The sequence below is a fragment of the Chloroflexota bacterium genome (genome assembly GCA_016219275.1).
Lineage (GTDB): Bacteria > Chloroflexota > Anaerolineae > UBA4142 > UBA4142 > JACRBM01.
Genome location: JACRBM010000020.1, coordinates 1 through 12,826 on the forward strand (window position 1 = coordinate 1; position 12,826 = coordinate 12,826).

Here is a 12,826-nt window from a genome sequence, read left to right on the forward strand (position 1 = left end):
ATCCAATGAAATCGTTGTACAAAAAGCAAAGAATTTTGGGACGCGGATTCACGCGGATTTTCGCGGATAAGAAAAATATCCGCGTTCATCCGCGTTCATCCGCGTCCAATAATTTGTTTGGTTTCGGCTTGTCCGAGTTAGGATGTTGGGAAAATCATCTGGAACGTTTACCGAGTATTCGGCGGCAGGTTCGCGGAGTGTTTTGGATTGTTTTGCATCTGCGCGCGCAGTTTTCAAACCATCAGCAAATGCATTCAATTGGCGAGCCATAGCGGTCAGACGAGAAACATATCACCCATTACCAATTACCATTTGCAAATTACCCACATTATACACCATGCTTCTCCGCAAAAGTGAATAACGCTTCTTTGAAAACTGCCATCGGCGGACGCACGAGACCCGCACCGATTTGTCCGACGCCGGCATCCTTGTGCGCGATGCCCGTATTCACGCGCGGCGTGATATTTTTCTCGACGACCTTGCGGATGTCAATACCCACCGGCGTGCCGCGAAAATCCAGGTAGGGAATCGAAAAATATTTGTGCTCGGCGAACGCAATTTCGTACATCTCCAGCGTCGTATTGATCGCGTCTTGCGGCTTGCCACTGACGAAGGTGACGATGGCAGGCGCGGCTGCCATGGCAAAACCGCCGATGCCAGCCGTCTCGGTAATCGTACTGTCGCCGATGTCGCGATTCGCATCCTCGGCTTTGAAACCGGGAAAATACAAACCAACCGGAATTTCCGCAGGCGCGACGAACCATTGATCGCCGAGACCGCTGACGCGAATTCCGAAATCGGTACCGTTGCGCGCCATGGCTGTCACGATGGTGCTGTTCGCAATTCCATGCGCGGCATCCGCCATCGCTTTGCAAGACGCCATCACGGCGTTGAGACTCGTCAGCGCAGTGTCGCCCATGAATTTGAGAATCTCGGCGACCTGCGAACCTTGCGAAGGCGCGGAGCGTAAAACCTTCGCAAGGTTCGGCGCGAGCGCGCGCAGAAAAAGCATTGACCCTGCCTTCAACCGATTGTGCCCTTCGTCGCCCATGTGCAATGCTTCGGCAATCAACGCTTGCATATCAACGCCACCATCCGCTGATCCAATTGCGTCGGCGAGCATCGGCGCCATGACATCATTCATCCAACGCAAACGCTTCAAGACATCATCGCTGTACGCGCCGTATCGCAAAACCTTGCCATAACCCTCGTTCAAACCCGAGTACGCGCGGTTGCCGTGCGTTTTGTTTTCGATGATATACACTTGCATCGAAGGCGAGATCACACCTGCCATCGGACCGACCGCCGCGTGATGATGACACGGCTCGAACGCGATCTCGCCGCGCGCGACGATGGCGCGCACATCATCCTCCGTTTTTGCCAATCCCTCGAAGATGAGTGCGCCGATCACCGCGCCGCGCAATGGACCCGACATGCGATCCCAGGTAATCGGTGGACCGGCGTGTAACAAAAGATTGTCGCGCATCCCAGGAATCACATCGCGCGCAATGCCCATGCCGATCAACACCGGGCGCGCTTGCATCATCCGCTCGACAGCTTGCGCGTTCGCTTGGTCAATGTTCATGCGTTCCCCGCCTTTCGCTTCGCTTCGACGACCAACTCGAACAACCGATTCGGCGATAGTGGAATTTCTAGAATCTCTAATCCCTCGATACCAAACGCATCTTCAATCGCCTGTGCGAACAACGGTCCAACCGGAATCGCGCCGGCTTCGCCTGCGCCTTTCACGCCGAGTGGATTCCATGGGGACGGCGTCTCCTCGTGTCCGATTTCAATGCGCGGCACCTCCATCGCGGTCGGCAGCAAATAATCCATGAACGAACCAGTGAGCAATTGCCCGTTGTCGTCGTACACCAATTTTTCGTAGAAGGCATTGCCGATGCCTTGCGCGACACCGCCCTGCACTTGCCCTTCCAAAATCATCGGGTTGATGACCTTGCCGCAATCGTGAACGACGACGTATTTGCGAATGTGAATCTCCATCGTCTCTGGATCAACCTCGACGATCAACGCGTGCGCGCCGTTCGACGTAACGCCGCTCTGCGGACCAAAGTACCGCGTCGCTTCGAGACCTGGCTCGGTGTTGGGCTTGACCGCGCCGCGCAACGGATTCGCTTTCGCCGCGAGTTCGCCAAGCGACATATTTTTCTCTGGCAAACCTTTGACTTGAACCTTGCCGTCGGCTAATTCCAAATCACCTTCGTACACATCCAGCTCTTCAGACGCGAGTTTGATCGCTTTCTCGCGCACGGCTTTCGCCGCCTCGTTCACCGCATTCCCGGCGACGACCGCGCCGCGACTCGCGAAGGTGCCGGTGCCCCAGTTGAATTCCGCGGTGTCGCCGGTGATGATGCGAATGTCGCGCACATCCACGCCCAATTGCTCGGCGACGATTTGCGCGAACGACGTGAAATGCCCTTGCCCTTGCGTGCCAACGCCGGTCGCAACCGTCACCTTGCCATTCGTTTCGACGTGAACCCGCGCGCCTTCGTACGGTCCGATGCCCGTGCCTTCGACGTAACACACCAAGCCGATGCCGACGTGTTTGCCTTCACTTTGCAAACGCGGCTGTTCATTGGCGATAAAGTTGTCATAGTCAATCATCTGCTTGGCGCGGTCGAGCACCGCTGCATAGTTGCCGCTGTCGTATTGGAGCGGCGCGAAATCCTGGTAGATGATTTCATTGTTGTACGGAAATTCGTACGGCTGGATAAAATTGCGGCGACGAATCTCGGTGCGGTCAATCCCCAATTCCTGCGCGGCGAGATCCAGCAAGCGTTCCATCACAAATACGCCGTGCTGTCTGCCCGCGCCGCGATAGGGGCTGACGATGGTCTTGTTCGTAAAGACGGCTTTGAATTCGGAATAATAGTTCGGCACTTTGTACATGCCGAGGAGTGTGCATTGCGCGTTGAGCGGCACGGTCAGTCCGTACGGAATGTACGCGCCGGTGTCGTACAGAAAATTATCCTTGATTCCCAGGATCATTCCGTTTTTGTTCAGCGCTATCGCCGCGTCGTGGATTTGCTCGCGCTCGTGGTTCATCGCGACAAAATTTTCGCGGCGGTCTTCGTACCATTTGATCGGTCGTCCCAGTTGCAGCGCCGCCCAGGGAACAAGCACTTCCTCTGGATAAAACATCATGATCTTGGGTCCGAATCCGCCGCCGATAAACGGCGCGATCACGCGCACTTGCGCTTCGGACAAACCCAGCATACGCGCGAGTCCGTTGCGAATGACAACCGGCGCTTGCGTCGAATCCCAGATTGTCAGATGTTGCGCGCGCGCATCCCACTGCGCGACGATACCGCGCGTCTCGATGGGCGCGGCTGTCCCGTGATCGTAACGAAAGCGACGCTGGATGACGAGCGCGGCAGCGCGCCACACGGCATCCACATTCCCTTTTTCCTGGATGACATGCGCGGCTATGTTCGATCCGACATCGGTGTGAACAAGCGGCGCGTCCGGCGCGAGCGCGATATCCATATCCGCGGCGACTGGCAATGCTTCGTAATCCACATCAATATCGTCGAGTGCGTCTTCAGCGATGTAGCGACTCTCGGCGATGACCATCGCGACCGGTTCGCCGACGTGGCGCACCTTGTCCTTGGCAAGCGGGACCTGGCAGCGTTCGTGAAATGCGAGTAGCTTTTTTATCGGCGGCGGCGCAACGAGCAGAGGACCGGGTTTCCAATAATCACCCAGGTCGTTTGCGGTGTAAACCGCGACGACGCCGGCGCGTTGCCGCGCGCGCGAAACGTCAATGCTCCGAATGTGCGCGTGCGCGTGGATGCTCCGCAGGAATGCGACGTGCAGCATCCCCGGCAAATCCACGTCGTCCACGAACAGCGCGCGCCCGGTCAAGAGGCGTGGGTCTTCGTTGCGCGTGATGCGTTCGCCAAAATAGCGCGTGGTCATCGAACCTCCGGTGAGCAGTGAGTAGTGAACAGTCAACAGTCAGCGTTCACTGTTTACCCGCCAGTATCACCGCGTCCACAATGTTTTGATACCCAGTGCATCGGCAGAGATTGCCGGAAATCGCCATGCGGATTTCGTCTTCACTGGGATTTGGATTCTCCTGAAGAAACGGGACGAGTGTCATCAAAAATCCCGGCGTGCAAAAACCACACTGCAAGCCGTGCGCTTCGCGAAATGCAGACTGCAACGGATGCAAATGCGTCTCATCGCCCAGTCCTTCGACGGTCGTAATCGCATGATCGTTTGCCTGGATCGCAAAGAGCAGACACGACCGCATCGGCTCGCCATCGAACAAGACCGTGCACGCGCCGCACACGCCATGCTCGCATCCGACGTGCGTGCCGGTCAATCCGAGTTCGTGCCGCAGAAAATCGCTCAAGAGCAAACGCGGCTCGACCGCGCGTTCAAAGTGTGTTCCATTCACGCTCATGTGAACGGTGAGTCTCTCCATCTGACCTCACTTCGGGGACAGGTAAATCGTAAATGGTAAGTCAATACCTTCGCCAATTTATTCCTTCATCCGCGAATCTCGCGAATCTTCGCTAATTTTGTTTTTTATTCGCGTGATTCGCGTTATTCGTGGATCAATTTATGATTTTGGTAAGTGGTAAGTGAACCTCCACTTACCATTTACCAATTACCAATTACGCTTTCCTCTTATCACTGCCGTTTCCAACGCGCGTCGCGTTAGCACCTTCGCAAGATGCCGGCGAAATTTTGCCGATGCGTGGATGTCGTCGCTCGGATCAATCTCCGCGTCAATCGCTTCGCTTGCCGCGCGAATCGCCTCCGCGTTTGGCGTCGCGCCGACGATGTGTTTTGCCGCGTCGCGCGCGTCAATCGGCAGCGTACCCAAACCCAGGAATACGATGCGCGCCTCCTGACACACACCGCGATCGTCGAACGTCAGCGTGCACGCGACGCCGGCGAGCGCGTAATCGCCATGACGCCGGCTCATTTCTTGGAACGCGTAACCGGTGTGGGCGGGCATCGCCGGCACGACGATTTCGACGAGCAATTCATCCGGCGCGAGAACTGTGGAAAATAATCCGGTGAAGAAATCACGCGCCTCCACCCAGCGTTCGCGCTTTATACTTTTTACTTTTAGCTTTGTGCTGGTCGCGATAGCAACCGCCGGCAATTCCGCCGCGGGATCGGCGTGCGCGAAAATTCCGCCGAGCGTGCCGCGATTGCGAATTTGCGGATGCGCGACGAATGGCATCGTTTCGGCGACGAGCGGGGCGTGTTTGGCAACGCGCGCGTCGCGTTCAACCTGGCGCTGGCGCGTCATCGCGCCGATGGCGAGTCCGCCGTCGCGCTCACGAATGTACGCGAGTTCGCCGATGCGATTGAGGTCAATGAGGATCGCCGGTGAAACCAGGCGAAAGTTCATCATCGGCGTTAGACTTTGCCCGCCCGCCAACACTTTAGCCGCGTCGCCGTGCTCGGCAAGCAACGCGAGCGCCTCGTCAAGTGTGGTGGGCGCGAAATACTGAAAGGATGCCGGTTTCATGGTATACCTTTTGGTAAGAGGTAAAGGGGAACTGGTAATTGGAGATGCGAAATGATCAATTACGCTTCACCAATTATCGTTCTTGCGCGCAATCGTTTCCCAGGTTCAAAGCGACTGCGCGCCGCGCGCAAAATTTCTTCGTACAATTCAAGGTTGCGATCTTCGAGATGGTCGAAGACTTGAACACTCTTACTGCCTGTCGTGATGTAACGCAGTGGATCGGGATCGAGTTTCGCGGCGATGATTTCCTCGACGCCGCGCGCTTGGGCAAGCCGCCACGCAATCGGATTGACGATCATGCTGTGACCGAAATAATAATTGTTGGCGGCATCGGGTCCGACCATATTCGCGGCGACGACGTAAACATGATTGTCGTACGCGCGCGCCATGTTCGTCATTTGCCAAATGTCAAAACTCCGCAAGAGTGAGGACGGTCGCACGATCACTTCCGCGCCTTTCACCGCGAGCAAGCGCGCGAGTTCGGGAAAATCGCCGTCGTAGCAAATCATCATGCCGATGGATCCGAGCGCGGTCTCGTACACCTCGGCGCGATTTCCCGGCGTGACCCAGCCACCGCAATCGCGACGTTCGAGCGGAAAAATATGCGTCTTGTCGTAGACGCCGATCACTTCGCCATCCGGTCCGATGAGCGCGGCGGAGTTATAGACGACGCCGCGTTCCGCGCCGCGGCGATACGATGGCAAAACGACGTGGACGCCAAGGGATTTTGCCGCGCGCTGAATCGGTTGCGAAATCGCGCCGGGGAGTGTACCGATCAAATCCCACAAACTAGCAGGGTCGAGTCCGGTCACAAAGCCGGTCGTCACGGTTTCGGGAAAAAGAACGAGATCGGCGTCGTATTCGTTCGCGGCTTTTTCCAACCAATGGACGGCTTTCTCGATATTCGCCGTAACATCGTTAGGCGTGATTGCGAACTGCGCGCACGCCGCGATAAATTCTTTCATCCGCCTCCTCGTTGTAAGAGGGAATGGGTAAATGGTAATTACCTTTGACTTTTGCTTGAGTTTGATTTCTTTTTCGAGGGGAACTTGCGCTGCGGAGAAAAACGTGGCGATTGAGGCGAAACGCCACGCGCGCGACCAACGCCTTTTGCGATAGCATCAGGACGACTGAGTCGTAATTCGCGCTAGGTCGAACGAGGATATTTACGGAAGCCACCATGACCTCCCGGATACGCTGTCGCGATCCAACACGATATCGTATCCGCACTTGGATTCAAAGTGCCATAATTATACTCCTACGGCTTGGTGCTGTCTACTGCCGGATTGAGATTCTAGTCATCCGTGTCGTATGCAAGTCTCGCAATCAGTATTCAGTAGTCAGTATCGTATCTACCACGTCATCTACACTCCAACGTTCAGTGGGACGTTCGAGGCGAAACACGGTTGCTTGTTCGACGAGCGCGGCGAAGAGCGGGAATTGCCCAGGATGTTCTTGTGGAAGCAGGGGACCATAGATGCACGTTTGCACGACGTCGAATTTTTCCGCGCCGGTCAATGGCTGAACGCGCAAGCCATCGCCATCGCGCGGCTGAAGCAGATAGAGCGCGCGCAGCGGCGCGGGTTCCAGCGCCATCGCGCGGTGCGCCGGCACCGCGGCTTTCATGCGCCGCCATTTGTTGCGCGGCAAGCCGACGATGTCACATCCCAAACCATCCGCGGCATCTTCGGTCAGGTGCAGTTGCGGGACGCCGGGCAATGCCTCTACGCGACCATCGTGTCCCAGACGTAACGCGGTGATGTCGTCGGTGAGCATCGCGCATCCGCGCGCGACGAGCGCGGCGAGCGTCGTGGATTTGCCGGCGCCCGATTCGCCAGAGATCGCGACAGCGCCAGCCGGCGTGACGGCGGCGTTCGCGTGCAGGACCAACATTCCGCGTTGCCGTAGAATCGCGGCAAGCACGGAATCGAGAAAATGCAACGCAAGCATTTCGTCTTCGGCGGTCGGACTGCGTTGCAGCGTGACGCGCGTTCCACCTTCGACGAGAAAGCGCCCGGCGCGCGCGCCGCCGCGCCACAAAAATCGTCCTGGTTCCGCTTGCCAAATTTTTCCGGTCGCCACCGGCGCGGCAAGTTCACGCGGCGTCGCGCCTTCCGTAACAATAATATCCGGCGTTGTCTCCCTTGGCGCGCGCGGCAACGCCGGGCAAGCAAAGGTTGTTTGGATGGTGAGATCGTAGACGGTGTAGGTGTGGAACATCGGGGTTAGTAGTTACGCGCGAGTCGTTCCGCTAACGCGTCCACGCTCCACTTGCCGCGCGGACGATTCAAGTGAACGAGCGGTACGTTTTGCGCGATGACGGACGCGATGCGAAAGTACGCGACGCGGTCGAGCAATGCGTCGGCGATGTGGCTGTTGTACGTGAGCGTGCCGAGCGCGCGAAAGCGTTCTGCGCCGGTCAGTTCGCGCGTTTCGATTTCGTCTCGATTGTGAACGGCGAGCCAGTAGATCGCGCGGAGGGCTTGAGGCGTCGCCAGACTCGAAGCGTTTTGGAAAATCCTTTGGGTCTCGATTCCCAATTTCTCGCGCGCGTCTTGCCACAATCGCACATCCGGAAACGTGGGCAAGACGACCAGTTCGCCATTTGCGTTTATCTCGACAACTGCGAGGTCATCCGCCAACATCGTCCAACCGCGTTGAAGCAGAGCCGCGAGCAACGTGGACTTGCCCGCGCCGGAATCGCCGGCGAGTAAAATCGCGCCGCGACTTGGTACTGCGAGGAGCGGTTTTTGCGACGAAGCAATCCCCAATTGAGAAGATGGAGCTGGCTTTGCAGAAATCGCTTGCAATGACAAATCGCTTGGCGGCGCGACCGCCGCTGCGTGAAACGCGAGAATGCCGCGCTGAAAACACAGCGCGGCGAGCGGCGTCATTCGCAAGAATTGCATTACGTCAGCGTCGTTCGCGTTCGGCGCGCGCTCGATGACGATACGCCGTCCATCCGCGACGAAATAACGCGCCACGTCCGGCACGTCGAGCAAAAAGCGATTGCGCGCGGCTTGCCACAACACACCGCGCGCGGTGGCGTTTTCAATCGCGTATGGCGCGGACGTCGTTTCGATTTGCAAATCCGCGAGCCAGTCGGGGAGCATGATTGGCGCGATGGAAATAATTCCTAATCGAGTCTAGCCAGGGCTGGGCATGCCGCCGTCAGTAAAACTGCCGCCGCCAAACATCGTTCGCTTGATGTCAATCCGGGTGACAGTAGGCGCGTGCCACATTGGTTTGGACGTATCAGTCACGAGTTCGGGATGTGCGGGTGCGTCTGGTTGCGCGTTCTCGTCGAGCAATCGTTCCGTCGGTTCGACGTTCATTGGTTCCTCCAGAAAAAATTTGTCGCGCGCGCAAGTCACGCGCTTTTTGCAAACTGATTGACGAATAATCCTGCCATGATCCCGCGCGTCAGCACCGTGACGGTTTTGCTAAATGCCTGAGGTGTGCCCTGGGTTTGAATCATCTGCCACACCTGACGCATGTACGGCACGTCTACGTATTCACTTGCGGGACCACGCGCGAGTTCGTCGAGCGCGGTTTCGACTTCGCTCCCGCACGCGCGCAATCGCGGGACGAGGTCGCCGGCTTGACGCCCGCGCCGGCGATTGAGCCGCACTTCATCGGGCAAACGACCTTGCATCGCCGCGCGAATCAGCCAGCGATCCAAACCGGTTTGCGCGTCCATGAAAATGTCATCGGGCACGGAGAGCGTGAACGCGAGCACGCGCGCGTCGGCGGTCGGGTCGCGAATTTCCAAGCCGTGCGCCGCGCCCATCTCCGCGTGGAGCGCGCCGCCGAACGAGCGACCGGGTTGCAGAATTTGAAAACGCATCGCGCGGGGATCGCGCGGTAATCGTTCGCCGGGGTCGTTCAAGCGTTGTTCGAACAAACCCAATCGCCGCGCGAAATCGGGATGGATCGCCGAGCCGCGATACCAATTCGCTGGAGTGCGTCGCCTCTGCCATTCGATCAACCAACTGGACGGCGCGGCGCGCTTGATCGTTTCTTTCATCCACTTGCGCCAACCCAGGTTTTGCAACTGCAAGGCGAGCGGTTGGGAAAATACATTGCCCGTCCAAGAAATGCCCGCGTTGCCCATTTGCCCAGTGAGCAAAACACGACAACCCTGGGTTTGCGCGGCGCGTTCCAATTCAATGAGCCAAAAGAAATTGCCTGCCGCGTGCGCGGGTTCGCCGTGAATCTCCAACATCCGTCGAATCGCTTGAATCGGCGTGATAGTCGCGGCAGTAATCGGAACGCAGTCCACGTTGCCGGCGAATTGCGCGGTCGCTTGCGCGAACGCCAACTCGTCGCCGAATCGTTGTCCGACATAGATGCTGGGATCGGAAAGCGGCACCGATGTGAACGCAGTCAAGCGTTTGCCCTCGGCGCGTAGAAACTGCGCGGCAGTCGCGGTGACCGAGCCGGAATCGAGTCCGCCGCTGAGCGTCACCCCAACCCCCTCTCCTGACATGCGTGGGGAGCGGAGACGCGCGCGCACGGCTTGATCGAATACGTGGCGAAACGCGACGACGTAATCTTCGCGTCGCGACAAGCGCATGATCGGCGTGTCTTCGAGTCGCCAGTACTGCCGCACGTCGAGTCGTTCTGGAGTGAACGTGAGCGAGTGCGCGGGCGGCAAGCGGTGAATCGTTTTGGAAATCGTGCGCTCGCCGTGGTAGGCAGACCAGGAGATCAACACTTGCGCCAAGTAGAGTTCGTCCAACTCCATCGGCGCGAGATTTAACGCGAGCAGCGCGCGGCGGTCGGAGGCGAACGCGATGACGCGCGCATCGGCGTAGTAGTAAAGCGACGTGTTGCCGAAATGATCGCGCGCTAAAAATAATTTGCGTTCGGCAGGATGCCACGCGGCGAACGACCAATCGCCGTAGATGCGCGTGACGCACGACTCGCCCCATTTGCGGTAGGCGTGAAGAATCAGGTCGCCGTCACTAATTGTAGGTTGCAAATTGCAGATTGCAGATTTGGAAATTGGTGCTTGCAAATCTGCAATCTGCAATCCTAAATCTGAAATTATTTCGTCGCGATTGTCCACGCGCGCGGCGGCGGTGAAGACGATGCCAGTGGCAAGATCAACGCGGGGCAGTTGCTCGGACTTCGCTTCGGGCGTGCTGATAAAAAGCAACTGACCCAGCCCGGCACAGCCATCCCGCCACATGCCGCCGCCATCGCGACCCCAGTGTGCCATCGCATCGCGCATTGTTTCGAGCGTGTGCGCGGCGACGGGCGCGCCATCGCGATAAATAATTCCAAAGATGCCGCTCATTGGGTGTGGATGGATGCTTTCATGTCGCTCGATTTTATTTTCGCGGTAAGAACAATGATGGGAGGACAGGGTTCGATAAGAGCAAGATCAAAATTGCTGGCAAGCAACATCGCCAGCAATTCTTCGATGCCCCAATCGCTTTGAGGATCATCTATCTGATTCTTGTCTGATCATCAATGGGGTTTCGCTGTTAGATCAGTCGCTCGGAAATCATACGCCAGTGGTGGTCTGATTCAGCATGTCGGTTCCCGACCCCGCTCCAAACATCGTCCGTTTAATATCAATGCGGGTGATGCTGGGCGCGTGCCAGGGGAGGCGGTTGGATAGTTCTGTGGTTGGTAGGTTTGGTGATTCGTCTGCAAGTTCGGGTGTGATGTTCACGGGTTGGTCGGTATTCATGCGGTCTTCTCCTTTGGTCGCGATGGTTGATATAAAAAATCGCCATTACGCGCAGAACCGCGTAATGACATGCGTCCTTTTTTCCATAACACGATTTGAACGCGAACAAACAACATCGTCACTAGAGATTATATCGTGATTGAGGCATCAATGCAACATCGCTCGATCAATTGCATCGAAGTGTGAAGGTAGCATTGTTCGACGTGACATCGGTCGGCGATAAAATGTGAAGTCGGATCCAGTAGTCGGCATACGTTCTGCCGGCGGTACCCAGTGTCCACGTGGTGTTCACAATTTGAGAACCGGCGCTGCCGAAGGTGATACTCTGGTTGGATGAATCGTGACTTCCATCGCTACTTTCCCATTTGTACGTGACAGGACCGGCATCATTGACCGTGATGAGCGCCGAAAAGATGATGGTCTTGGGACACGCGCCCGTGAAATCGCTTGGGTTCGCGCTGGTTGACGATCCGAGAATCGCAAAGGGGACGAGTACTCGGACCTGGGCAGTCGCCGAGTCAGCGCCGCAGTATGCCGTGAGCGTGTACGTCGTACTCGTTGTGGGCATCACCGTGATAGCCCCGGGTGCGCTAACGAGACCAATGTCTTGGTCAATTTCAACGCGATCCGCGTTGGTCACCGGTCCCCAAGTCAAAACGGTCCTGCCGCCGGCGGTCATATTCGGTGGATTCGCGGTGAAGGATGAAATGATCGGCGTCCCACTGCAAGGTCCCGCCGGCACTGCAGTCTGAGGCGAGCTAGACTGACCAAGCACATTGATCATGACCGTCACAATCGTTCCGAACAACTTGCCGCTTGGATTACGCAAACGCCAAGTGCCATTGTGCGCGCCAGGTACCGTAGGCGCGGTCATTGGCACCAACAAATCTGCGGTCGCGCCGTTCGCGGTATTTGGAAGCGGGAGCACGGTTGTGGCGGACATCGCCTCGCCGCCGACGAAAACGAGTTGATAGCCGGCGATCCAGGGACAACCGGTGTTCCGCACGCGCCAGATTTTGTTGAACGTTTGTCCGGGCATCCAATTCGTCCCGTCAGGAACGGTGACATCCGCGACGAATACGGCATTATCCGTACAGATGCTGCTGGTCGCGGTGGGCGTCACTGTCAACGATGCAGAGATCGTCGGCGGGACAAGCGTTGAAACCGAAGGAGGAACGGTTGCAGTTGGCGCACCGCCGGCAAGAACCGTCACAGAAATCCCGGCAGGGTTACTCACGCTGCCAGCCGCGTTGTATGCTTGGACGATAATCGTGTGCGTACCTGGGGTGGCTTTCCAGGTCTGAGAGAGCGGAAAGGAAAGTTGCCCTTGCGGCACCGGCGAGGGGTCGGTGCGAACCAGTGTGCCATCAACCAAAAGCTCAACACGTGTCACACCGACCAAGTCCGACGACATTGTTTGGATCGCGATCTCTTCGCCATCGTAAAACCTACTGCCGCTTGGGGGAGAGACGATGATGATAGTGGGTTTACTCTGGGTCGAAACAAAACACGCGGTCAGGCAGATGAGTAAGGCAAACGCGAACACTACGAGTGAGTTTTCGATTCGACGGTGCATCAGACTCTCCTCCCTTTCTGGTTAGCGAGTGAGAGGA

General features: G+C 57.3%; 11 protein-coding genes. All 11 read right to left on the minus strand.

The genetic code is table 11. The annotated features are described in order from the left end of the window. Window positions 1-328 precede the first annotated feature (328 nt). Complete coding sequence (locus tag HY868_03515) at window positions 329-1,585, minus strand: DUF1116 domain-containing protein (GenBank protein ID MBI5301180.1); 1,257 nt, start codon at window positions 1,583-1,585, stop codon at window positions 329-331. Continuing rightward, the gene (locus HY868_03520; protein MBI5301181.1) at window positions 1,582-3,939 is read right to left on the minus strand and encodes a xanthine dehydrogenase family protein molybdopterin-binding subunit; all 2,358 of its coding nucleotides are present in this window, start codon (window positions 3,937-3,939) and stop codon (window positions 1,582-1,584) included. Before HY868_03520 ends, HY868_03515 begins: the two co-directional genes overlap by 4 nt. 46 nt (window positions 3,940-3,985) lie before the next feature. Beyond that, a complete protein-coding gene (locus tag HY868_03525) occupies window positions 3,986-4,450 on the minus strand; it encodes a (2Fe-2S)-binding protein (protein ID MBI5301182.1) in 465 nt (154 codons plus the stop codon). A 186-nt stretch (window positions 4,451-4,636) separates the two neighbouring features. After that, the gene (locus tag HY868_03530) at window positions 4,637-5,512 is read right to left on the minus strand and encodes a xanthine dehydrogenase family protein subunit M (protein ID MBI5301183.1); all 876 of its coding nucleotides are present in this window, start codon (window positions 5,510-5,512) and stop codon (window positions 4,637-4,639) included. A 59-nt stretch (window positions 5,513-5,571) separates the two neighbouring features. Then, complete coding sequence (locus tag HY868_03535) at window positions 5,572-6,477, minus strand: carbon-nitrogen hydrolase family protein (protein MBI5301184.1); 906 nt, start codon at window positions 6,475-6,477, stop codon at window positions 5,572-5,574. Window positions 6,478-6,838: 361 nt separating this feature from the next. After that, the gene (locus HY868_03540; protein MBI5301185.1) at window positions 6,839-7,732 is read right to left on the minus strand and encodes a hypothetical protein; all 894 of its coding nucleotides are present in this window, start codon (window positions 7,730-7,732) and stop codon (window positions 6,839-6,841) included. 5 nt (window positions 7,733-7,737) lie between these two features. Beyond that, window positions 7,738-8,625: a hypothetical protein gene (locus HY868_03545; protein MBI5301186.1), complete on the minus strand. Its 888-nt coding sequence runs from the start codon at window positions 8,623-8,625 to the stop codon at window positions 7,738-7,740. 33 nt (window positions 8,626-8,658) lie between these two features. Continuing rightward, window positions 8,659-8,847, minus strand: coding sequence for a hypothetical protein (locus HY868_03550; GenBank protein MBI5301187.1), 189 nt, complete (start codon window positions 8,845-8,847; stop codon window positions 8,659-8,661). A 35-nt stretch (window positions 8,848-8,882) separates the two neighbouring features. Continuing rightward, window positions 8,883-10,814, minus strand: a complete 1,932-nt coding sequence (locus tag HY868_03555; protein ID MBI5301188.1) for an asparagine synthetase B — start codon at window positions 10,812-10,814, stop codon at window positions 8,883-8,885. Window positions 10,815-11,024: 210 nt separating this feature from the next. Further along, on the minus strand, window positions 11,025-11,213 hold the full coding sequence (locus tag HY868_03560; protein MBI5301189.1) for a hypothetical protein: 189 nt from the start codon (window positions 11,211-11,213) through the stop codon (window positions 11,025-11,027). 166 nt (window positions 11,214-11,379) lie between these two features. Continuing rightward, entirely contained in the window at window positions 11,380-12,789 is a 1,410-nt protein-coding gene (locus tag HY868_03565; protein MBI5301190.1) for a hypothetical protein, read from the minus strand. Between the last annotated feature and the right edge of the window lie 37 nt (window positions 12,790-12,826).